This window comes from Neptunomonas antarctica, assembly GCF_001305295.1.
In the GTDB taxonomy this organism is placed as follows: Bacteria; Pseudomonadota; Gammaproteobacteria; order Pseudomonadales; family Balneatricaceae; genus Neptunomonas; species Neptunomonas antarctica.
Map to the genome: position 1 here is coordinate 78700 of NZ_LJSI01000015.1, position 23210 is coordinate 101909.

At 47.9% G+C, this 23210-nt stretch carries 25 protein-coding genes; 6 read left to right on the top strand and 19 right to left on the bottom strand.

Going from position 1 to position 23210, the window contains the following annotated elements:
- Positions 1–26 precede the first annotated feature (26 nt).
- The 17 genes from Nant_RS00680 to Nant_RS00760 all read right to left on the bottom strand — a co-directional run bounded on the left by Nant_RS00680 (position 27) and on the right by Nant_RS00760 (position 15051).
- Positions 27–1253 carry a beta-ketoacyl-ACP synthase gene (locus Nant_RS00680; RefSeq protein ID WP_054339716.1) on the bottom strand — a complete coding sequence of 409 codons (1227 nt, stop codon included), beginning with the start codon at positions 1251–1253 and terminating at the stop codon, positions 27–29.
- Positions 1253–1978, bottom strand: a complete 726-nt coding sequence (locus Nant_RS00685) for a 3-ketoacyl-ACP reductase FabG2 (RefSeq protein WP_054339717.1) — start codon at positions 1976–1978, stop codon at positions 1253–1255. Before Nant_RS00685 ends, Nant_RS00680 begins: the two co-directional genes overlap by 1 nt.
- The gene (locus Nant_RS00690; protein ID WP_054339718.1) at positions 1975–2427 is read right to left on the bottom strand and encodes a hotdog family protein; all 453 of its coding nucleotides are present in this window, start codon (positions 2425–2427) and stop codon (positions 1975–1977) included. Before Nant_RS00690 ends, Nant_RS00685 begins: the two co-directional genes overlap by 4 nt.
- Entirely contained in the window at positions 2424–3662 is a 1239-nt protein-coding gene (locus Nant_RS00695; RefSeq protein WP_054339719.1) for a beta-ketoacyl-[acyl-carrier-protein] synthase family protein, read from the bottom strand. Before Nant_RS00695 ends, Nant_RS00690 begins: the two co-directional genes overlap by 4 nt.
- A complete protein-coding gene (locus Nant_RS00700) occupies positions 3659–4249 on the bottom strand; it encodes a DUF3261 domain-containing protein (RefSeq protein WP_076495874.1) in 591 nt (196 codons plus the stop codon). Before Nant_RS00700 ends, Nant_RS00695 begins: the two co-directional genes overlap by 4 nt.
- A complete protein-coding gene (locus Nant_RS00705; protein ID WP_054339721.1) occupies positions 4234–5457 on the bottom strand; it encodes an NAD(P)/FAD-dependent oxidoreductase in 1224 nt (407 codons plus the stop codon). The genes Nant_RS00700 and Nant_RS00705 overlap by 16 nt, the downstream gene beginning before the upstream one ends.
- A complete protein-coding gene (locus Nant_RS00710) occupies positions 5454–7808 on the bottom strand; it encodes an MMPL family transporter (RefSeq protein WP_054339722.1) in 2355 nt (784 codons plus the stop codon). Before Nant_RS00710 ends, Nant_RS00705 begins: the two co-directional genes overlap by 4 nt.
- Positions 7805–8398, bottom strand: a complete 594-nt coding sequence (locus tag Nant_RS00715) for an outer membrane lipoprotein carrier protein LolA (protein WP_054339723.1) — start codon at positions 8396–8398, stop codon at positions 7805–7807. Before Nant_RS00715 ends, Nant_RS00710 begins: the two co-directional genes overlap by 4 nt.
- On the bottom strand, positions 8395–8850 hold the full coding sequence (locus Nant_RS00720; RefSeq protein WP_054339724.1) for an acyl-CoA thioesterase: 456 nt from the start codon (positions 8848–8850) through the stop codon (positions 8395–8397). Before Nant_RS00720 ends, Nant_RS00715 begins: the two co-directional genes overlap by 4 nt.
- Before the next feature lie 79 nt (positions 8851–8929).
- Positions 8930–9874 carry a hypothetical protein gene (locus Nant_RS00725; protein ID WP_054339725.1) on the bottom strand — a complete coding sequence of 315 codons (945 nt, stop codon included), beginning with the start codon at positions 9872–9874 and terminating at the stop codon, positions 8930–8932.
- Positions 9867–10685 (bottom strand): glycosyltransferase family 2 protein, encoded by an 819-nt coding sequence (locus tag Nant_RS00730; RefSeq protein WP_238377032.1) that lies wholly within the window; start codon positions 10683–10685, stop codon positions 9867–9869. Before Nant_RS00730 ends, Nant_RS00725 begins: the two co-directional genes overlap by 8 nt.
- Positions 10663–12486 carry an ApeI family dehydratase gene (locus Nant_RS00735; RefSeq protein ID WP_076495917.1) on the bottom strand — a complete coding sequence of 608 codons (1824 nt, stop codon included), beginning with the start codon at positions 12484–12486 and terminating at the stop codon, positions 10663–10665. The genes Nant_RS00730 and Nant_RS00735 overlap by 23 nt, the downstream gene beginning before the upstream one ends.
- 1 nt (position 12487) lies before the next feature.
- Positions 12488–13036, bottom strand: a complete 549-nt coding sequence (locus Nant_RS00740) for a COG4648 family protein (protein ID WP_054339727.1) — start codon at positions 13034–13036, stop codon at positions 12488–12490.
- Positions 13036–13287 carry an acyl carrier protein gene (locus Nant_RS00745; RefSeq protein ID WP_054339728.1) on the bottom strand — a complete coding sequence of 84 codons (252 nt, stop codon included), beginning with the start codon at positions 13285–13287 and terminating at the stop codon, positions 13036–13038. The genes Nant_RS00740 and Nant_RS00745 overlap by 1 nt, the downstream gene beginning before the upstream one ends.
- Before the next feature lie 9 nt (positions 13288–13296).
- A complete protein-coding gene (locus Nant_RS00750; protein ID WP_054339729.1) occupies positions 13297–13557 on the bottom strand; it encodes a phosphopantetheine-binding protein in 261 nt (86 codons plus the stop codon).
- Positions 13550–14323 (bottom strand): lysophospholipid acyltransferase family protein, encoded by a 774-nt coding sequence (locus Nant_RS00755; protein ID WP_054339730.1) that lies wholly within the window; start codon positions 14321–14323, stop codon positions 13550–13552. The genes Nant_RS00750 and Nant_RS00755 overlap by 8 nt, the downstream gene beginning before the upstream one ends.
- Positions 14320–15051, bottom strand: a complete 732-nt coding sequence (locus Nant_RS00760) for a beta-ketoacyl synthase chain length factor (RefSeq protein ID WP_202904916.1) — start codon at positions 15049–15051, stop codon at positions 14320–14322. Before Nant_RS00760 ends, Nant_RS00755 begins: the two co-directional genes overlap by 4 nt.
- 251 nt (positions 15052–15302) lie before the next feature.
- Between Nant_RS00760 and Nant_RS00765 the strand changes: the two genes are divergently transcribed.
- The 5 genes from Nant_RS00765 to yghU all read left to right on the top strand — a co-directional run bounded on the left by Nant_RS00765 (position 15303) and on the right by yghU (position 19853).
- Positions 15303–15743 carry a hypothetical protein gene (locus tag Nant_RS00765; protein ID WP_054339732.1) on the top strand — a complete coding sequence of 147 codons (441 nt, stop codon included), beginning with the start codon at positions 15303–15305 and terminating at the stop codon, positions 15741–15743.
- Positions 15733–16437 (top strand): 4'-phosphopantetheinyl transferase family protein, encoded by a 705-nt coding sequence (locus Nant_RS00770; RefSeq protein ID WP_054339733.1) that lies wholly within the window; start codon positions 15733–15735, stop codon positions 16435–16437. The genes Nant_RS00765 and Nant_RS00770 overlap by 11 nt, the downstream gene beginning before the upstream one ends.
- 156 nt (positions 16438–16593) lie before the next feature.
- A complete protein-coding gene (locus Nant_RS00775) occupies positions 16594–17574 on the top strand; it encodes a serine/threonine protein kinase (RefSeq protein WP_054339734.1) in 981 nt (326 codons plus the stop codon).
- Positions 17575–17630: 56 nt separating this feature from the next.
- Complete coding sequence (locus Nant_RS00780; RefSeq protein ID WP_054339735.1) at positions 17631–18956, top strand: hypothetical protein; 1326 nt, start codon at positions 17631–17633, stop codon at positions 18954–18956.
- Between the two features lie 51 nt (positions 18957–19007).
- Positions 19008–19853: a glutathione-dependent disulfide-bond oxidoreductase gene (gene yghU, locus Nant_RS00785; protein ID WP_054339736.1), complete on the top strand. Its 846-nt coding sequence runs from the start codon at positions 19008–19010 to the stop codon at positions 19851–19853.
- A gap of 44 nt (positions 19854–19897) precedes the next feature.
- Here yghU and Nant_RS00790 read toward each other — a convergent pair whose 3' ends face one another.
- Positions 19898–20809: a LysR family transcriptional regulator gene (locus tag Nant_RS00790; protein WP_054339737.1), complete on the bottom strand. Its 912-nt coding sequence runs from the start codon at positions 20807–20809 to the stop codon at positions 19898–19900.
- Positions 20810–20928: 119 nt separating this feature from the next.
- Between Nant_RS00790 and Nant_RS00795 the strand changes: the two genes are divergently transcribed.
- A complete protein-coding gene (locus tag Nant_RS00795; protein WP_054339738.1) occupies positions 20929–21771 on the top strand; it encodes a DODA-type extradiol aromatic ring-opening family dioxygenase in 843 nt (280 codons plus the stop codon).
- A gap of 54 nt (positions 21772–21825) precedes the next feature.
- Here the strand turns inward: Nant_RS00795 and mnmE are convergent, their stop codons facing one another.
- Entirely contained in the window at positions 21826–23193 is a 1368-nt protein-coding gene (mnmE, locus tag Nant_RS00800) for a tRNA uridine-5-carboxymethylaminomethyl(34) synthesis GTPase MnmE (RefSeq protein WP_054339739.1), read from the bottom strand.
- Between the last annotated feature and the right edge of the window lie 17 nt (positions 23194–23210).

A 23210-nucleotide genomic window follows, 5' to 3' on the forward strand; every position in this document is an offset into this window, starting at 1 on the left:
TTTTACCCAAAGACCAGCCCAAGTAATTATGACCAACGCTTAAAAATAAGTGATGTATTGACCCCGCCAAATGCAAAGTTATTCGTCATCACGTAATCGGTTTCTATCGCCCTGCCTTCATGCATGATGTGATCAAGATCGCCGCAGTTAGGATCAACATTTTCAAGATTAGCGGTGGCATGGAACCAATCGTTATTCATCATCTCTATGGCTGTCCACGCTTCCAATGCGCCGCAGGCACCTAAAGTGTGGCCGGTAAAACTTTTGAATGCACTGATGGGTGTCTGATTACCGAAAACCGCTGCCGTTGCCTGACTTTCAGCAACATCACCCCGCGCTGTTGCTGTTCCATGGGCACTTATGTAGCCAATGGACGCAGCTGTTAGCTGTGCATCCTGTAGTGACAGGCGAATGGCTTTTTCCATGGTCTTTGAGGAAGGCCGGGTTACATGGCTGCCATCGGAGTTGGTGCCAAACCCTACCAGTTCTGCATGAATGCGTGCGCCACGTGCTAAGGCGTGCTGCAACTCTTCTAATATCAGTGTGCCGCCGCCTTCTCCGATAACCAGACCATCACGATCGCGGTCAAAAGGACGCGGTGTCAGATGTGCTTCATCATTGCGTACACTGGTCGCATACAGGGTATCAAAGACGGCTGCTTCGGTAGGACACAAGCCTTCGCTGCCACCGGCGACCATCATATCCTGCAGACCGAATTTAATGGCTTCATAGGCATAGCCAATCCCCTGGCTACCCGATGTGCAGGCGCTTGAGGTCGTTATCACCCGTCCTTGCAAGCCAAAATAAACGCCAATATTTATGGGCGCTGTATGCGCCATCATTTTGATATAAGAGTTGGCGTTTAAGCCGTCCGCTACGTTGTTGAGTAGCATGTTGCCAAACTCTGCAAACGCTGCAGTGTCACCTGCAGAGGAGCCATAAGAGACCCCCACGTTACCACTGCCGAGCTCTTCTGAACCTAGCATGCCGGCGTCATCGAGTGCACGTTCGGTACTGCGTACGGCAAACTGAGCGACTCTTCCCATGCTACGCAGTTGTTTGCGTTTATAGTGCTCGGGCATCACAAAGTCAGCAACGGGTGCGCCAAGACGTGTGTTGAGATCCGTATAGACATCCCAGTTATCCATGCGTCGGATACCCGTTTGCATCGTGTTAAGACGGCTTTGGATGGTTTTCCAATCATTTCCTATGGGTGAAAACCCCGCCATGCCAGTTACAACTACACGCCTCATTAATACATCCCGCCATTCACTGAAATTACTTGCCGTGTAATATAAGCGGCATCTTCGGACATTAAAAAGCTCACCGTCCCTGCTACTTCGTCTACTTTGCCAACGCGCTGCATAGGCACCATTTTAAGCGCTTCTTCCATCGATATATCTTGTGTCATTTCGGTATCGATTAAGCCGGGTGCCACGCAGTTCACGGTGATTTTACGTTTCGCCAACTCAACTGCCAATGCTTTAGTCGCTCCAATAATACCGGCTTTGGCGGCGCTGTAATTAACCTGGCCACGATTGCCCATTTCACCGGAGACAGATGAGAGCGTCACTATACGGCTTGGTTTCCGGCGTCGGATCATGGGCATGATAATGGGATGCAGGACGTTATAGAAGCCATCCAGGTTGGTTCTCAACACCAGATCCCACTCTTCACCTGGCATTGCAGGAAAGGCATTATCTCTTGCCACTCCGGCATTACAGACGACACCATAATAGGCGCCATGGTATTCCATATCGGCTTCGATAACCTCCCTGCTTTGCTCTCTGTCAGATATATCAAACTGTAATACGCGTACATTACGGCCCAGGTCCTGAATCTGCTCAGCTACCTCATCCGCTTGTTCCCGGTTATTACGGCAGTGGAGCACTATATTGTAGCCATCAGCGGCGAGGCGTAATGCAATGCCTTTTCCTATCCCCCGGTTGGAACCTGTTATCAAAACAGTGCCTTTCATAACATAGCATCCTTTAAAAATTGCTTACCATCTTCGGGTTGGAACACATTAAGGCGGGCTGTAGCGCTGATATCCTGACTTTCCAGCGAGCATGAAAATACTCCGAGGCCGTTGTCTGCCTGCAGCTCACGTTGTACTTTTATGGTGAGCGTCTGACCTAGTGGGAAGTAGGCGGCGGAGCATAAATATTTCCGCGTCCCTACCAAAAAACCCAGTTTAGGTGGCTGGTCACTCAGTCTTTCCTGCAGACCAGAAAAGGCACCAATGGTCTGCGCCATATATTCCAGACCAATCCACGCAGGAACACCCTGGGGTTCGGCGAACATGGAATCGGCAGTAATAAATACTTGCGCCTGTAACCAATCTTCTCCATAGGCGATAATGTTGTCGAGTAAGCTCATTTTCCCGGAATGAGGTACCAGTTCTGCAACTGTAAACGCTGTGGTCATTTTATCCGTCCCAGTATTAAAGAGATGTTATTGCCGCCAAAGGCAAAGGAGTTACTGAGCGCATAATGTAAGGGTGCAGCCCGCGTTGTGCTTTTCGTCACAAAATCCGGTGTCACCAGATTTAGTGTTGGTAGTGTTTCGTCTTGTTCCTGATCCCACACGTGCACCGGAAGTGTCGGTGTTGTCATGTTTGAGGTCATTTTCGCGATAGAGAGTGGCAAGGCTTCTTGTAGCAGTAGCCAGCAGATGCCCGCCTCGATAGCTCCAGCCGCCCCTAATGTATGGCCGGTAAATGGTTTTGTGGAACTACACGGCGTATCTGAGCCAAATACCTGATGCATTGCAATGGATTCCATGGTGTCATTTAAGACGGTCGCTGTGCCGTGTAAATTCACATAACCCACGGCGTCAGCGTCAATGCCGGCATCTTGCAAAGCGGCGCTCATACAGCGTATCGCGCCCGCACCGGTTGGATCGGGTGCTGATATGTGATGCGCATCTGAACCTTCACCGACACCGCTAAGCTCAGCACCGGTTGGCTTGTTTGTCACCAAGAAGAGCGCAGCGCCCTCACCAATATTAATGCCTTCACGATGTTTGCTGAATGGATTACAGCGCGTCTCGCTGACCGCTTCCAGTGAGGAAAACCCCTGCACGGTCAATTTACATAAGGTGTCAACGCCACCCGCAATGACAGCATCACAGATGCCTGCGCGGATTAATCGTCTGGCGGATGCTAAGGCTTTGGCGCCTGATGAGCAGGCGGTTGAAATGCTATAGGTAGGCCCCCGCACACCTAATAGGGTGCCAATAAATTGTGCGGTAGCCCCCATCTCCTGCAATCCATAATCATAATATGCCGGAACATTGCCTGTTTGCGCCCACTGCCGGATGGCCGTTTCGCTTTCCGCAATCCCTGAGGTACTGGTTCCTATGATCACGCCAACCCGATCTGCGCCGTACTGTGCTATTGCTTGTGTCACTTCGGGTTTAATTTGGTTGAGTGCTGCCAATGCAAACTGATTATTACGGCTCTGCCATTTATTGTCGGGTAACGTTATCTGAGGCAGTTCGCCATGGTATAAACCCAATGGCAGTGCAGTGCCGTTGCTGTAGGCATCGGTGATGGTCATAAAATTTTGTTGTGTTGATAAATTCTTTGCGATTGATGTCGCACAATCACCCGCGGCGCACAGCATGCCTAATGCGTTGAGATAGCATGTTGAGGATGTCATAAATCAACTTTCTCCAGCGTAGATATCTCTACCTGATAGCCATGCTGAAAGTTATCCACAGACAGCCCCTGCGGATGATAACTGATTTTCAGTAGTGATCCTGACGCACGTCGCAGTTCTCTCTGGTTGTCGGAGAATAGGGTTATCCAGCCAGTGCTTCGGGCATAATATTGTCTCACTGAGATCTCTGGCCACAAAGCAAACTGCATGATGGCGAGAATATCCCTGGTTGGAATCTCGACGGGCGATAAACTTTCCTGTTTTAACTCTATGCCATCATAGTCCAGCGTGAATAGCTTTTGCCCTGTCGGTAATAGCGCCACCAGCACAATGCGCTCTGTAGAAAATTTACTGATAACCAGAAATTGTCGCTGCTGGCCTTTAATACTAAGGGTCACACGCTGTTTCAGCAGCATGGTAGCAGGCATGTCTGCTGGCGGTAGCAGTAGGTAGCTATCTGCCGAGACTGCTGCTGGATAAGTCTCTGGAGAGACAGGGGAAACCGCCGTTGATAAGAGCGACTGGCCACTACATCCCCACAAAGAGAGCAGTAGTAATCCCATGAAAGTTTTTATGATAGACGGCATAGTTCTGCCAATGTAGTGAGTCTTGAGGTGTCTTTAACATACGGGTTTTTAGCATCCCAGGCATAACCTGCCAATACTGAGCTGACCATGCGTTTTATTTTATCACTTTTTTCGCTGGCAAAAATAACATCTTGCAGGCGTCCGTCATACCAGCCTTCAACAAATTCTCTAAAAGTATCAATGCCTTGCTTTAAGGGGATCGCAAACTCCTGATTCCAATCGGGCTGCTGGCCGGAGAGTTGTCGGTCAACGGTATCTGCTGCCAGTGACGCTGACTTTAACGCAATAGTGACACCGGAAGAGAAGACCGGGTCAAGAAATTCGCCGGCATTGCCCAGTAATGCGAAACCTTCACCATACAATGAAGTGACATCGCATGAGTAGCCTTCTATTTTACCTATGCGGGTATCGTAAACGGCATTTTCCAGCACGGTAGCGAGCATGCCGCTTTCTGAAATCAATCTACGTAACTGCGTTGCTTCATCTCCGCCGGTCTTCGCTAAAAATCCATGAGGAGTAACAACCCCCACTGATGCCCGTCCATTATTGAAGGGTATTAACCAAAACCAGATATCGTTGTGTACCGGATGGACGGCAATCAAGATTTTATTACGATCAAAACGGCTGTCTGTAATATTGTCCTGAATATGTGTAAAGATAGAGGTTCGGGATTCCAGACAAGATGGCAGCTCCATATCTAACAGACGCGGCAAGACACGGCCAAAGCCGCTGGCATCGAGAACAAAACGAGCGCTAATCTGATAACTCTCACCGGTTTCTGTCTGTACAGTCAGGCTTGTTGGTTCGAAAGCGGTAACGGTTTGGCCGTACTGAATGGTGACGCCCTGCTTTTCTGCTTCATCGGCAAGAATTTTGTCGAAGCGGTCGCGTTGAACCTGAAAAGTCGTACCCCAGCCTTGCGAAAATTTTTCCCTGAAATCAAAAAAACTGTATTCACTGCCTCGTGTAAAAGCCGCACCATTCTTAAACTGAAAACCGCCCGCTTCGACAGCCTCTAGCATACCCGCCTGCTCCAGAAACGCCATGCTTTGCGGTAACAGGCTCTCTCCGATTGAAAAACGCGGGAAATGCTGCTTTTCCAGAACCAGTACGCGATAACCTTTTTGGTTGAGTAGCGACGCGGCAACCGATCCCGAAGGGCCCGCACCAATAACCACGACATCAAAGCATCCTTGCGGACTCATCATATTTGTACATCTCCGGAGTTTTGTTTGCGCATCATGGGCGCGAGCAGCCAAACGCAAGTCAGGCCGATAAGTACGGTTGTTCCAAAATGATGCAGAACCGGTGTCTTACTCAGTGCCAGCAAACCGAATGCCAGCAGGCTTGTTAGTGTTGAAAGAGAGACAGCTAACCAGGTATGAGCGGCGTCATGGGTTTCACTCAGGAATATACCCATATCAAGGCCAATACCTAAGACCAGAATCAATGCCATCAAATGGAACAGGTTTATACCCTGCTCAAAGTGCATCAGTATAGCCAAGGTGAAAATTGAGGCCAGTAACGGCGGTAAAACAATGCGCCAAACTTGCTGTTTATAGCGTAAAAGCAGCACCAGTAAAACGCCGAGGTACGCTATCAGCACCCAGTTCATGACCTGAGACCGATAATGACCTAATAACGTAGAAATATTTTCTACCTGATCTACATAGTAAACGTCTGCTTCTGAACCTGATTCAGCTCCAGAGAAGCTGTCTGCTAAATTGATAAGTCGTTGTTTTACTTCCGGCTTAAAAGTGCCGCTAAAGCGTATAACGGTGGCTGCCGGGCCTTGTGACTGCACAATGAAATCCTGTCCGCTGGCACTGCTGTGAAGCTGCTTCCATAGCGCTGGCGTTAAGAATCGGGCGCTCTCTTGCTCAAACGAGGAGATGGCATCAATGCGTTGGCTGTCTGCTAGCTTCAGAGTATTGAAGAAGGCTGCTAACTGGGTTTGGTAGAGTTGTTGAACAGCGTGAATGTTTTCTGTTTGACGGGTTAACGAAGGCAGTTCTTTTGACAGCGCCTGATAATGACCTAATAACCCGCTGGCCTTTAAGTTATCCAGTTGTGAAGATAAATGTTCTTCTGTTTGCAGGCATTGTTCCAATGTAGGTGCCGTGATTAACAGGAACTGCGCGCTGCTGCTCACGCCTAGTGCTTTTTGTACGCTCTTCTCTTGTTCAATCAGGGCCGGTGGAGAGGTTTGTAATAGCCGGATATCGTCAGGGTTCTGATGTTGACTATCTAATAGCGTGATGACTGAAAGTACCAGTGCAATCAGTAGCCCTGAAATCAGCGCAGGATTTTTTTCAATACGCGGAAAGCGTCTACGCAGCTTATCCAGCGTTACCGCCATCGGCAGAGGCTGTAAAACGTCATTGCGTGTTAGCAGCGGTAAGCACAATACGACAGTTAACCACGAGGCTATTAAGCCAATCACTGAAAACGTGGCCATCTGCTGTAAACCCGGAAAAGGCGCAAAAGCCTGCGCGGCGTACGCCAGGACACTGGAAAACAGGCCGAGTAATAACCCCGGCAGTATTTTGGGCAAAATCGTTGAGGCTTTGGTGTTACGTCGTTCACAGAGAAAGTGCAGCGCATAATCAATAGAAACGCCGACGAGGCCGGCACCAAAGGCAAAGGTGATCAGGTGGATTTTTCCAAATATTAATTGAGTGACGGCGGCAGCGGTTACACAGCCGATAGCGACAGGAAACAACATCAGTAACAGGGGTTTAAATTGTCTGAAGACCCATAACATGATGGCGATAATACCGAGCAAAGAGCCTAAACCTATAGTGGATATCTCCCGGCTGGCCTGTTTTGCGCCGGCGGCTGCATGCAGAATCATGCCAGACATCGTTAGGTGGATACCGGAGGGTGCGAGACGTTTTTGTTCGCTCTCTAATGTACCCAGAAGGCGACGCTGCAAGGCGGGAGAGAAGGCATCTCCTGCCAGTGTCATCATTAGCATGTAGGTGGGCTGGATCGTTCGCGTCGCTTTTAATAGCGAATCCGAGACCTGTAGTTTTAAATTATTACTGCGGTTGAGTGCTAACGAATTAAAGAGGCCGAATGGGTCAGCAATGATGTTATTTTCACCCGAGGGTAATGGGCTGAATAAACGCGCTATCGCATTATCTTTAATCTGCGTGAATGCGTCTGCCTGTAATAATTCCTTCTGGCTAGCATCCAGTACAGCAAAACGATAAGGGAATAACTCCTGCCGGAAGCGGGATAGTTCAGAATTTTCTACTTTCCACGTGATCTCAGCGACGTCAGGCATGCTTGAAAGGGTATTAGCCAGTGAACGGATACCTTGACGCACCGCCGCCTCATCATCACCGCTCATTAATACAATCAGGCGCTTAGAGAAACGCGCGGCCATCTTGTCTGTGGCATTTTGTACTAACGGTTGCTGCGTGGATGTCGGCAGCAAGTTCATAATACTGGAGTCAAACACGGGCCCCTGCCGGAATGCCAGTACGCTCAGAGTCACGACAAGAAATAACCAGCTAAAGGCCGCGACACGCAGAGATAGGATAGGCTTTTTCATGGTGTCAGATGGTCAAAACGAATCAGAGTACGGTCGCCACCGGGTTCATGCAGAATGATTTCCCGGAGCAGTTGGCTACCGTTTAGTTCAACCTTGCTTACAACGTGTTTAATGGTAGGGTCTATCGGTAGCAACTCGGCATGCCACTGCCCTCCTTCCGGCGTGTCTGTCCGGGTATTATTAAGAGTCTGGGTAAGCGAGCCGGTCAGTGTGAAATAACGTGAGAGTTGCTGCCATTCAGCGGTTAGCACGGAAAAAAACAGATGACTGATAACTTTCAGTGCAGGCGTTGCGCTGGTATCCAGCCGCATGACTTCCTGTGCACCCTGGGTATTAACCAGGGAGGTGGGTGTCATCAATAGTTCATTTTGAATCGGCTCACGTGTTATCCACTGAATCGACTGGTTACGTAAATAACGAAATTCTCCCGAGGATTCTAAAGAAGCATCAAGTGCGCTTAGGTATTTCTCTTGTACAAAATGGCCGCTCAATGTTTCAGGTGTCTGAGTGATTGCTTCCAGCTGCGTAAACGTAAGATCTGCATGGCTGGTTAGCGGAGCTAATAGTAACAATAAGAGAAATCGCTTCACGGTTCGATATCCAGCTTGTGGAAAAGGATATCCGGTGAGGCGTACAGCATTTCACCACTGGCGATATTCACCGCAACCTGAACGGTATGGCCTTTTGTCAGGCGTTGGCCCGTGTCGCCATCTTCGATCACATACTTTATTTTGAGCCGATTTTCCCATTCCACCAGCGTTGCACGCACACGTACTTTTTGTTGGAAGCGTAATGGATGTGCATAGCGGATATGCAGGTCGATTACCGGCCATGCAAAGCCGGATTGCTCCATTTGTGGATAGTTGTAATCAATTTTATCCAGTAATGCACAACGGGCGATTTCGAAATATTTTACATAATGGCCGTGCCAGGCTACTTGCATTACATCAACATCGTGAAATGGAACTTCTATAATGACTTCTGTTACGACATCTATTCTTCCGTCCGTCACTACATCTGTAACCACATTGTTTATACTCATAAAATAGCTTCACTCTTAATATGACGTTGATACGATTAATATTATGTTGGTGACTCTTACACCGGCTTAAGGTGTTCTGTTATTGCGTGCTATCGTCAGTAGCGTCAGCCCAAAAAGGGAAGAAATTGAACCATTGTAAAGGCGCGATAAGGGAGTAATGCTCTAGCCGCGCTGCATAGCGTTGTACGGCATCCTGGATAGCTGTTGGGCGCTCTTTGCGTGAGAAGCGCAGTTGCTCAGTAAAGTGCTCAAGATAAATATGGTAGTGCGCCTGTTGTTTAAGACAAAACATCAAATACACCGGGCATTTTAGTAATCCCGAAAGAATGAAGGCGCCTTGTGGCATGAGTGCCGGGCTGCCTAAAAAACTAACGCGGGAGGTGCGGGCATGGCCGGTAACGGGTGTACGGTCGCCTGCAATCACAATGAACTCCCCCGCTTCAACTCTTTCCGACAGGAGCATCGCTGTCGCCGGCGTCATTTCGGTTACCTGTAGCATCTCGATACGTGCGCTGTTATTCACTTTTTTCATCAGCGCATTAAATTTTTCGGCATGCTGTGTATAAACCAACACAGTCAGGCGAATATCCGGTAATTGATGAGCCAGAGCGCTGCATACTTCGGTATTGCCTAAGTGTGAAACAATAATAATACCGCCACGATTACTGCTATCGATCTTTTCAAACGCATCAGGGGTTTCAAAAATGACATCCTCTCTGCGGATATGTCCCATCCAGACTAAGAACTTGTCGAGTAGTACTTCACCAAACATTAGAAAATGCTGGAATGTGGATAAGTTGTTTTCTGCTTCAGGTGTCTGTGTATATAAAGAAAGCTTATTCAAATACTGCCTGGATGCATCGCGCGCCTTTTTTTGTGTGAGATAGTAGTAACTCATCACCGGAAAAAGTAGCACACGAAAACCCCGACGGCCAAAAATCCGGTACACGGCCAGCAATATTTTCATGCCTAGCAGCGTGCCGGTTTCGCCTATTTTTGACCAGTGTTTGACGGGTTCAGACATAGATTCTCCGCCAGAGTATTTTAGGTAAACGAACTAACATGCCAAAAAATAATCGCGTATGCATCAGAGATATCAACACATTATCGTGCCAGATATTAAAGTGAGATACGCCATCCATAGGGTAACGAACCTGCGTAGGAATGTTTTTAATAAGGCCTCCTCGCCAGTGCCAGCGAACCATCACTTCGGAATCAAAATCCATACGGTTGCCGCATTTTTCCTGCTCAAGCAGATCGACAACCGCCTCAAGAGGATAAGCGCGAAAGCCACACATGGTGTCTTTAATCTCGAAGGACAGCGTATTAATCCAGACCCATACATGGGTTAAGTAGCGGCCGTAATAGCGAATCTTTGGAACAGATTCATCATATTTTGGGTACCCCGTGACCAGTGTTTCCGGATTTTCGCGGCTTGCCTCCAGAAATAAGGGCAGATCCGTAAGTGTGTGCTGGCCGTCTGCGTCAATCTGAACCGCATGCGTATATCCGGCCTCAAGCAGTGCTCTGAAACCGGCTTTCAGCGCTCCGCCTTTACCTATGTTTTCAGGTAGTTGCAGTAACATGACACGGGCATGGTGTTGATCACGCAAAGAGACTAATCGTTCTCGGCATAGCGTACTGCAGCCATCATCGACCAACATAACGGAGCAGTCATATTGTAGAGCGTCATCTAAGGTCGAGCCGATCGCGTCTTCATGGTTATACACAGGGATAAGAATGGCCGGCTTGTACTCTTGCTTATGTTCGGGCTTATGTTCTGGCATAGGTTCGCGCTTGTATTCAGAGTGCTTATTCAAAGCAGAGACGTCCACTGGAATGCTCTCCTTTATCGGAGGTATAACTAAAGCTGAGTTTTTTAGTCTCCTGATCGTAGATCAGGGTCAGTGTGATTTGTTGGCCTGGTGGAATGATGCTTTTAAACTTAATGACTTCCAGAGACAAAAAACAGCCGGTAACGGATAACAAGCGGCGCCCGTATGCTTCAGCCCAATGCACTTGAACAATGCCGGGAAGAATGGGGTTTTCTGCAAAATGTCCGTCAAAATAAAGCAGTGTTACGGGAATATAGCAGTGTAATGTAGCCTGGTTATCGGTCACGCATTCAGCGCTGATCTCAGGCCATTTGACGGGTTCTTTATCAAACATAGATTGTAACGTCTGCAAGGGGATTTTTCCCTGTAAATTATAAGGTAGTTGCTGCACAAAGCGCCAACGGCGAGGCAGGACAACCGTTTCGAAATCTGCTGACAAGTGATTTTTAAGGCGCGTGATCAGAGGTTTTCGGCCGTACTGTTGTAATTGCAACCAGGCGCTTTCTGTCAGCTGAATAACCACGGCGGTTTCGATACGCGTACGCGTTAAGGTTAATGCCCGTGCGCCTCGGACCTCATTATTTTTTAGTAGTTGTTGTTCAATAGCGGCAAGTGAGACGCGTTTGCCTTCCACTTTAACAATCCGGTCGATGCGTCCTATCAGCCTGAATTTTCCAGGCTGAATAAATTCCACCTTATCAGCCAGAGTAAGCTGATTTACATCGCCCAAATAAGGTGATGTTACCCGCAGAGTGCCTTCATCCGTGCTGGATAAATTGATTTGCGGCAGGGACTGCCAGAGTGACTCTTTCTGATCGGGAGTCTGAATGCGCCAGGCAACAGCGCCGGTTTCAGAGCTACCATAAATTTCGCGTACTGAGGTGTCGAGTAATGCTCGCACATTCGTACTATCTTCGCGGGATAAGGGCGCCGCCGATGAGACTATGCCAATACAGCGTTGTTTCAGTGGTTCCCAGTCTATAGAGGTATTGATCCGTCCCAGATGGGAAGGACTGGAGATCAGCTCAAACGTAGAATAATGGTGTGCCTGGTACAGAATATCTTCTGTATATTCACAGATCGTTGTTTCAAACACCCGGCCACTGCAAAACGGCCAGAGTAAACGAAAGGTCATGCCGTAGAGGTGCTGGTGGGATACGGTCCCCAGTACGACAGAGCACTTTTTAACAGCGCTGTTTTGTAAAAGGCTGTTTTGTTCAGAACTGTTTTGTACGGGGCTCTGGTTATCAGAAGGATGGCTAAGCCGGGTAGGCCAGAGCGATTCTAAAATGGCTATTTCTCGCTCCAATTGAGCAAGTGTTTTGCTGATCGGTGTAGGCTCACCCGTGGAGCCCGATGTATATATTTCCAGAGCGATGGCATCAGGGTCTAAAGGTTGCCATGGTTGTGCTAGTTGCTGTAATGGGAGCTGCTGTAATGGCAGTTGCTGAGATTCTGAAGCGGGTAAGCAAGCGTTGGCTGTGAGCACTGATTGGATCGGAAATTCGCCAATGAAGCCATCAACATGGGATGTCAGCCGTTTTACCGTACCAGGCCGGTTATCACCGGGTACGCAAGCAATACGCTGCAATTGCCACAGGGCAAGAAGAATAGATAGAAACTCGTAACTATCATGGTGGAACACCGCCCAGCGCGCACCAGACTTGCTGTGTATAACCCGCATCCAATCTTCGACGTTTTTTTTCAGCGCTTGCGCGGCAATGGTTTCACCCAGCGTTACTGCGATGGTGTGGGTTGGCGGTATTCGCAACCAACAGGACAGAGGTGTCAATTTTTTCATATCAGCGGCCTCGCCTAACACCTTGACGGATGAGCCATTCAGCTCCTGCCAGTGTTCCGATCAACAGATAAGCAATAAAGCCGTTATAGAGCATCCACACTTCATCGCTTGTCCAGAGAGCGGTGATGGCAGCCAACGTACCATTGAATAAGAAAAATGCGCTCCATACAGCCGTTACTTTTCGGGTATACGCCACTCCTTCGGCCGGTAAATCGGGTTCTTTCAGTCGAGCAAGTCGTTCAACAATACTTTGTGTTGACCATAAGCTACTGAAAAATAGAGTAAAAAAACCTAGATTCATCATGACCGGATAAAATTTCAGGCCTATCTGTTTTTCCCATGCCAGCGCAATCACCACAATGCCTACCAATGTAAACGCGATCACATAGCGTTCCGGCCGTTGTGATCCACCGGCCAGTAATTTTGCGCCTAGCAGGCAAAGGATAACCGGCAGCAGTAGGCCTGCATCGTAGTGTTGTAATCCCCAATAGACGATAAAGGGGTAGCAGACCGATAACAGAATAATGATGATTCTAAAAAACGTTTTCATTAATCGTTGCTAATGAGCTTTTGAACTTCTATCACAACATCCTGAACGCTACGTACGGCTTTAAAGTCTTCAGGTTGGATTTTTTTACCGGTTACCTTTTTCAGCTCAACGACCAAGTCAACCGCATCAATACTGTCGATGTCCAGATCCTGATATAAGTTTGCTTCTGGAGTTATTTTCTGAGGATCGACCTCAAAAAGCTCTTCCAGAATGGATGCTATTTTCTGATAAATCTCTTCCTGAGTTTTCATACTGATCTCTTATTTTGAACCGTGGGATTCAACCAGTGCAACTAACGCATTGATACTGGAAAAATGTTGGCGGGTTTCTTCTGCATCGGCTTTAAGTTTAATGCCGTAACGTTTTTGCAGAGCGAGTCCTATTTCCAGCGCATCAATAGAGTCCAGCCCTAATCCATCCACAAAAAGAGGAGCATCATCAATGATCTCTGATGCCTCAATATCTTCCAGATCTAATGACTCAATGATCATCTTTTTAAGTTCGAGGTGGAGGTTACTCATGCTGTATGCGTTCCTTATTAAAATAGGCTTCCAGGTCACTGGTTAATAAGCGTACCTGTTTAGAGGGAATTATGCTTTTTTGGAGATAGGCTTCAATCTGAATAGGGTCTTTTACATGGATTTGAAAATGGACTTTTTGTGCCGGTACCTGATACCAGCGATCATCTTTTGTTAATGTAGCCGGATGGCAATCGATAATAACCGGTGTGATATCGGCCATTGCCCTTACCGAGATATTTGCCGCACCTCTTTTAAAATGTAGTGGCTCTAATGGCGTTGTTCGCGTGCCTTCCGGGAATAAGATGAGCGCATGGCCTTTAGCAAATGCGACAGCGGCAGCAGCAATAACCTCTTCTGGATTATCATTAATAATATAACCTGCGGCTTTGACCGGCCCTCGTATAAAAGGGTTACGGAGCAACTTACTTTTTACGACGCAGTTGGCATTGGGCACTAGTGCAATCAGGAAAATAACATCAATCAGAGACGGGTGATTAGCTAGTATCAATTTCGCGTTCTGTAGTTTTTCTATCCCACTTATTTGGTACGACAGTACACCAAGCACTCGCATCATCCCGATGTAAAATCGAAAGGCATAGTGAATCACTTTTTGGGTACGTTGCTCACGCTGTTGTTTGCTCCCCGGTAGGCTATACAAAACGGGTACGACGATTATCGGTATGAAAATGCCCCCAAGCCCAAAAATAAAAAAGCTAAAGGCCGTGCCTAACCAGCGCCAGCCTTGATTGACCAGAGTATAGGTCATTCAGCTATCGCTCTTGTTATTCGCCAGTGCGCGCCATTTACCGTTAACCTCATAGTGTCTGATATACCTGCAAGCAGCGAAATCAGGCGTATAGGCTCTGAATGTGAAGGGTGAGCTTCCAGGATGTCTGGAGTATCCATTGGCTCAATACATAATGAGGTTTTGCCAGTCCGGCTGAAAATCATGGCGATTGCATAGGGGAAATTTTCACCCACTGCATAGCGACGATATATATCAGGCAAGGGTACATCATATAGAACACAGAGGACTTTTTCTGATTCTTGTAACTGCCCAGCGACTTCAAATAATGTTTGTAAGGTGAGCCCTTCTATCGCCGCAATCGCAGTGACCGCGCTGGTATCTTTACGGGCTATTGTATATAAGCCACTAACGGCATTATGCACGGCAAGGCTGAAGCCTGTCGGAGACATGGGTTCATCTCGCCCCATTTCATTTAACAGGGATAGTGTGAGTCCGGTATCACCGTGTCGTGAGGCAAAAATACTCGGTAGCTGTGTCTCTTCTTCGAGTAATTGCAAGGTAGCGCCCATCGCACATTTACCCAAAGCACTGAAGCGGCGACGCAGCAATGGAGGAATCTCTTTTAAAGGCAAGACGCCCAGTGTTTCAGGAATCGTGTCAGGTTGCTTCAACCACTGTAGCCACGCTTCTTTTGAGTCGAGTCCCGGAGCCATAGCGGCCCAGGATTCAAGCTGAATTGTTATCACCCGTGGAACTCCTGTTGAAAACATCAATGGGTGTACAGCAGGATCAGTAATCGTTCCTGATTATACGTGCGATTCCTTTCTAATAAGTACGCTTATCAGGAAGCGCTTTTATCAAGGGCGCTTTTATCAAGAAGAACTAATTTTACTGTCCATTCTATTTGATGCAAGCCATTCATTCATTGAATCAGCTATCACGGACGCATATAATCCTGCGCTCTTATGGAAACGACCTTACTATGGAGAGATTATCAATGAAGTTTTTAACGCTACTCTTGAGTGCCACTTTGTTCTTAGTGGCCCCTGAAGCGTACAGTCGCGATACTGCTCATAATTTTTCAATTCAAGATGCGCTCCAATCTTCTGATTTCAAAGAAAAATTGGACCCTTCTATTCGTTTATACTTTGGTAAGCAAGGCCATTCAAAAGTAAAACATTCCTATGGAAATGTTTCTACTAATAAGAAAACAAATGCTTTTAATAAAAAAGATGAAGAGGCTTGTCGTTGGGTTTTGTTGTCTGCATTAATAAGCTTGCAGCAACGTGCTAAAAAAGATGGTGGTAACGCGGTCATTAATATCACTAGTAATTATAAGAAAAAGAAAATGAGCTCTACGTCAGAGTATGAATGCCATGCCGGAAATATACTGGCGGGCGTTGCTCTGACAGGAGATATTGTAATACTTGCTAAATGATCTGTATTCCGGTCATGGTGTGCTTTTGCTCTGGTTCGCCAGAGTAGAAGCGCTGACAAAATCTGATTCAGAATACGCAGAAAATCTACTGTCTCCCAGTGAAATGCTAAGACTGCGTTCTATTAATAGCCCAAAAAAACGCAGAGAATATTTGCAAAGCCGTTTACTTATGCGCCGTGCGCTTAGTGATGTTTTTGACGAAACAGATGTGGCATGGATTTTTATTGAACACCCTTCGAGAGCCCCAGAGATTGAAAATATACCCAGTCATATGCATTACAGTTTAACGCATAGCAATGGGCTTATCTGCTTCGCGCTGTCTAACGGCGTGGTAGGTGTTGATGTTGAGCTTACCCGCTTCAGGACTAATTTTACTGAATTGGCCGCTGCTTTTATGAGCGAGGAAGAACTGAAATTATTAGCTGATCTTAATAAAAAACAAGCGATGTTCTATCGGATCTGGTGTGCCAAGGAAGCATACTTTAAAGCGCTTACTGAGAAAGAGCAGATAGTATTTTCCTTTACGGAACAATCGCTGCCACGCTTACAAGCCGTGAATCCACCTCAATGGGTCTTCAATGAAGGGCGCATCGACGGGTTCGTCATCAGTGTTGTAACCGACAAACACCCTGCGTTTATTCGATGCTATCCTGCCAGCATGGATCCAGGATTATCGGTATTACCACTTAATTAAAGACGTTCCCGTAATTAATACTCCGCTCACACTCCGTTTTATCAATATCGTATTTGCGTCAGTAAATTCTATTGCAAGCACATTAAGCGCGCTATTAAGATAGCCTCAGTTTAGTATATGGAATTCTGGTTAATAATCTGTTCCGGCGGTAGTGCTATGAATAAGCAGCCTTTTTTCGAATTAAAACCTGATGTTGTGACGGATGCTGTGGAGTCGCTTGGTTATCTGAGCGACGGTCGTATCATGGCGCTGAATAGTTATGAAAATCGCGTCTATCAAGTCGGTATTGATGAAAAAACACCCCTCATAGCTAAGTTCTACCGGCCTGAGCGTTGGAGTGATGAGCAGATTCTTGAAGAGCATCAGTTTATGTTTGAGCTGGTGGACCAGGATCTTTCTGTTGTGCCGCCGATGAAAGATGCTAACGGTGATAGCCTCTTTCGCTATAATGATTTTCGTTTTTCCCTGTTCGAACGTCGTGGTGGTCGTGCACCTGAACTGGACGATGCTGAACATCAGTTTCAGCTGGGTCATACCATCGGGCGCATCCATCAAGCAGGCCAGACGCACCCTTTTATCCACAGGCCAGCCTTGGATATTCAAAATTACGGTATTAACAGCGCAGACTTTATCAGCCGTGAATTTATTCCAGCATCGCTAAAAATCTCTTACGACAGCCTCACCTCAGATCTGTTACGTGAAATTGATGCTGCTTTTAAGCGTGCCGGCAATGTGAAACAGATACGTGTGCATGGTGACTGCCACGCGGGGAATATTTTATGGCGCGATAATACGCCGCATTTTGTCGACTTTGACGATGCGCGTATGGCTCCGGCTATTCAGGATCTGTGGATGTTTTTAACAGGAGATCGTAATCAGCAACAATTACAGGTAGGCGGAGTGATCGCTGGCTACAATGAATTTTCTGACTTCGATCCCCGTGAACTGCACTTGGTAGAAGCGCTACGAACGTTACGCATGATGCATTATGCCGCCTGGATAGCGCGCCGCTGGGATGATCCGGCCTTTCCTCATAACTTTCCCTGGTTTAATACCGAACGCTACTGGGGTGAGCATCTTTTACAATTACGCGAGCAACTCTGGGCGTTACAGGAGCCAGTGCTGCGGCTGTTATGAGATAAACGCTGCAGCTGTTGTGAGAAAAAACAGTGAGATAAAAAGCGAGATAAAACGTGTCAGATAATCACTCGAATGCACAACCAACAAGCCCTGTTCATATCCGTGTGGCGGGTATTATATTGTATCTGATGATATTGCTGTCTGTTGCGAGTGGGCTAACCGCTATGGTCCCCAGCTGGTGGGCAGGAATAGCGGGTTGGCTTGCTGCTATGTTGTTATTACGACGGGTGCGCAGGATGCAGTTATTGCAGTCCGGCCTGATCTTACTGGTGGGTCTCAGCTGTCTGCTATGGAGCGGTTCACACACTGAGCCGATGTTATGGCTCAAAGCGCTGAGTGCAAATCAGGCGCTGGTCACGATGTTAGCCGCCGTTAGTTTTTTACGTCTTATCGCCGCCTCTCAAATGAGTGATGATCGCTTTGAACCACAGGGTGCTAACGCTTTTTGGAAAACTTTATTGGGTGTGCATATTTTTGGCGCGGTTATCAACCTGTCGGCCATGATGATCATGGCGGAACGTTTAAATCAGAAACAACCATTATCGCTTACTCAAGCGGTTACATTGTCTCGCGGGTTTGGCACAGCGGCTCTCTGGTCTCCCTTTTTTGCGGCTATGGGGGTGGCGCTTACCAATGCCCCCGGAGCGCATCTGTTTGTGTTGGCCCTTGCTGGCTTACCCATAGCCGCTGTCGCGTTGTGGATAGCCGGGACTGATATTAGTAAAGAGGACGACATCGATCAGTTTAAAGGCTATCCACTGGATCTGTCTGCTTTATGGATGCCTTCATTGCTGGCGGTGTCGATTATGGCCTGTCATTTCTTATTACCGCGGGTACCTGTGCTGACCTTGATTGCTCTTTTATCGATCTTATTGCCCTTGGTCATACTGATCTTTAAGCGATCGTCAGTGGGTGTCTCTGGGTATAAGCACCACATTATCAATGTTATCCCCAATATTGGTTCAGAATTGTTATTGTTTCTTGCGGCGGGTGTTTTGGCAGTGGGTATTGGATCAGTGATGATATCTGCGAATATAACGCTTGGCTTCAGCGATTTTGGTGCCTGGCAAGCCAGTGGATTGTTGATAATATCGGTTATTCTGGCGATTGCCGGCGTGCATCCGGTCATCACCATTGCAACAGCAGGAGGTTTACTAGCCACTATTGATGTCGCGCCTGATCTCTTAGCCATGACCTTTTTGATGTGCTGGTCGGGCGGGGTGATTGCATCGCCTTTATCGGGGATGCATCTGACACTGTCGGGCCGCTTCAATATTAGTAATTTTAAGCTGTTTATGCGTAATCGGCGCTTTTCACTGAAGTTTCTGGTCTTGCAGATTGCTTTTTTATCCCTGTATGACGCAGTAGGCGTGTTATAAATCTTAACTATTGTTATTAGTTATTCACCTTATCGAAAAGAGGCTAATCCCATGAGTGACACAACCTATACGCCGCCGAAAGTATGGACTATGGAAGCACCTAGTGGCGGAGAATTCGCTAATATCAACCGCCCTATTGCAGGTTTCACTCACGTTAAAGATTTGCCTGTGGGTAAGCATCCTCTGCAACTGTATTCTCTCGCTACCCCTAACGGTGTGAAAGTCACCGTTATGCTTGAGGAGCTTTTGGCCCTGGGGCATAAAGAAGCAGAATATGACGCCTGGCTCATTCGCATTACGGAAGGCGATCAATTCTCAAGCGGTTTTGTTGAAGTGAATCCCAATTCCAAAATCCCCGCGCTTGTGGATAACAGTAGCGGAACACCGCTGCGCGTGTTTGAATCAGCTTCGATCCTGCTTTATCTTGCTGATAAGTTCGATGCCCTGCTCCCCAAAGCGATTGCGGACAGAACCGAAGTCATGAACTGGTTGTTCTGGCAGATGGGATCCGCTCCTTATTTAGGCGGCGGTTTCGGGCATTTTTATGCGTATGCACCTGAAAAACTAGAGTATCCGATCAATCGTTTCACCATGGAAGTTAAACGTGAATTGGATGTTCTGGATCGTGCGTTGGCAGAGCGGCCCTATATCGCCGGTGACGAATACAGCATCGCTGATATTGCCATCTGGGCGTGGTACGGAAGTTTGGTTCTGGGGCATCTGTATGACGCCGCTGAGTTTCTATCGGTGCATGAATACACACACGTACAGCGCTGGGCAAAAGACATCGCTAAGCGCCCCGCCGTTATCCGTGGCCGTAAGGTCAATCGCACCTGGGGCGAGGAAACTGATCAGGTGCCGGAACGTCATAATGCAGCGGATGTGGATGAAAATTAATAACTTTTTATTATGTTAATAGGGTCTGATCTCTGGGTACGCCTTCATTTGAGTTGGCAGGGTGACTCTGAAAAAACTTCGACAAGATAGTCGATCATCGCTCTTACTTTTGCAGGCAGGCGGCGATCCGGAGGGAAGAGAACATGCAGGCCGCCCAAGTCGATAGGAGGATGGTCGAGTTCCAGAGCCACCAGCGCATGGCGAGCCAGCGCATCTGAAACGATAAAATTGGGCTGATAGATCACGCCCTGCCCCTGCAGTGCTGCGGCCAGCAAGGCATCTCCGTTATCGGCCTTGAGGTTCCCCTTAACTGACACTTGAACATCACCCTCATGGCCAAAAGACCACGTGCCTTTATCCTGTAGCGGAGATCGGGTATAGCTCAGACAGTTATGCCCTGAAAGATCAGCAACACGCCGGGGGGTGCCATATCTAGCCAGATATTCCGGTGATGCACACACATGCATCGGGCATTCTCCTAAGCGCCTGGCTTTGAGCGAGCTATCGGCAAGATGTCCGACCCGGATTATCAAATCCCATCCTTCTTGTATTAAATCCTGCTGTGAATCACTTAACCCTAGTTCTAATTCAACCAGTGGATATCGACGACTGAAAGCGGGTAACAGCGGTGTGATAAAGCGTGTTCCAAAGGATAGCGGCATATTGATACGCAATCGCCCGATGGCCTCCACTCTTTGAGCACTGACTTCCGCTTCGGCTTCGTCGAGTTCTTGCAAAATACGTTGGCAGGCTTCCAGATATTCACTACCAGAGTCTGTTAGTGTCAATTGTCGCGTCGTGCGATGTAACAGTTTAATACCCAGTTTCGCTTCCAGAGCATCCATATGTTTGGTCGCCATGGCAGGCGACATAGCTAAAGCACGGCCTGCCGCAGAAAGACTGCCCTGAGCAACTGCCTGAATAAAAACCCGCATGCTAGTCAAATGATCCAACATTTATTACACACCTGTTTATTTCCTGCTTAGAGTAGGAACAGTTGAGAATAATAGCATGTTCTCTTATTTTAAGAGTGAGGCTATAGTCGTTGCAGATTCTTATTGCGGAGCAATAGACAATGAACGACACAACAACGGCTACACAGAACTTATCTGGTGACTCAGTGACTCAGCCGGTACTCTTTATACCTCATGGCGCAGGGCCATGCTTCTTTATGGACTGGCAGCCGTCCGACACTTTCGACGGCATGGCTGTTTTTCTTAAAAATATCGCTAGCCACTTGCCAGAACGCCCAAAGGCAATTTTGATCATTAGCGCTCATTGGCAAGCGTCTGCCTTCAGCGTGACCAGTGGAGTGAAGCCCGAACTGATTTATGATTATTACGGCTTCCCTGATCATACTTATGAGCTGGCTTATCCTGCGGCTGGCGCACCAATATTGGCTGAACAGGTTAGCACTATGCTCTCTAAGGCAGGTTTAAGCAGTGAGCAGGATGCTTCGAGAGGTTTTGACCATGGCATGTTCATCCCTTTAAAGCTGATGTTCCCTGACGCTGATATTCCGGTGGTGCAACTGTCGTTACGTAGCGATCTTGACTCAGAGTCGCATCTGGCTGCAGGCAAGGCACTCGCATCGTTGCGAGAAGAAGGAGTCTTGATCATTGGCAGTGGCATGAGTTTTCATAATATGCGGGGCTTCGGCGATACAAATTTCACCGTGCCGTCGCAGGCTTTTGATGAGTGGTTGACCAAGACCATTGAAGCCACACCAGAGCAGAGATTTACGGGCCTTCGTGACTGGGCTCATGCGCCATATGCGCTGCAGTGCCATCCGTCAGGCGGTGAAGAGCACCTGATACCACTGATGGTGGTTGCAGGCGCTGCCGGTGCAGACCGAGGTAGCAAAATTTATTCGCAACAGGTGCTCAAGACTCAGTTATCGGCATTCCGTTTTGGCTGAGCCTGAACCTGAGCAACACATGTTGCAAACCATTTAAAAGATCAAAACTGATCTTCACTTGCCAATACAAAAGCTTGAAAAAATTCTGCCCAATAGGTCGTCATTACTGAACTGCCCGGTAATTTCGCTTAGGGCTTGCTGAGCTTGTCTGAGGTCTTCTGCGAGTAATTCCCCCGCGCCGTTGTGGATAAGTTGATCGCGTCCGGTTTCCAGCAATTGGGCAGCGGTATTTAGCGCTTCAAGGTGACGGCGGCGTGCCAGGAATCCGCCTTCAGTGGTCGCCTGGTAACCCATACAGGTTTTAAGGTGCTCTCTGAGGGTGTCTATCCCCTGCCCGTCTTTAGCTGAAAGGTTAATCAGGGTGTGGCCGTGCACGTCTTGCAGGCCGTATCCTTCGCCGCTAAGATCTGATTTGTTACGTATGACGGTGATCTTGCTTTGGTCTTGTAGCTGGTCGACAAACTCCGGCCATATCTGATGTGGATCATCGGCATGAGTTTTGGTGCTATCGACCATTAATAAAACCCGATCCGCTTTGTGAATCTCATCCCAGGCACGGCTGATACCAATACGTTCGACTTCATCCGGGGCATCGCGTAGCCCGGCTGTATCTATGATGTGCAGTGGCATACCGTCGATGTGGATATGTTCTCGGAGTACGTCACGCGTGGTACCGGCGATATCGGTGACAATGGCGGTTTCGCGTCCTGCCAGCGCGTTAAGCAGGCTGGATTTTCCAGCATTCGGGCGCCCGGCAATAACAACACTCATACCTTCACGGATCAGGCTGCCTTGTTTAGCTTCTTTTAGCACGGCGTCCAGATTAGCGATAATCGCGTACAGGTCACCGAGTACTTTACCGTCTGCCAGAAAATCGATCTCCTCTTCAGGAAAATCGATGGCCGCTTCAACGTAGATACGTAATTGGATAAGTGACTCAACCAAAGTATCGATACGACGCGAGAATGCGCCCTGCAAAGAGCGTAGTGCGCACCGTGCCGCCTGTTGTGAGGAGCTATCGATCAGGTCGGCGATGGCTTCGGCTTGTGCAAGATCGAGCTTGTCGTTGAGGAAAGCGCGTTCGGAAAACTCACCTGGCCTGGCCAGTCGGGCCCCGAGTGATTGAACTCTCTGTAATAGAAAATCCATGACAACCGGTCCACCGTGACCTTGTAGTTCAAGTATATCTTCACCCGTAAAAGAGTGTGGGCCAGGAAAATATAACGCTATACCTTCATCCAGTTCATTACCTTGCTCATCTTTAAAAGCACCATAATGAGCATAACGAGGCTTAGGAATATGCCCCAGTACGGATTCAGCAATCTCCGCTGCTTTAGGACCTGAAACACGAATAATACCTACACCGCCACGCCCGGGGGCTGTTGCTTGTGCTGCAATGGTTTCTTGTGTTGTCAGGCTCATAGGTACTCCGTTTTCTT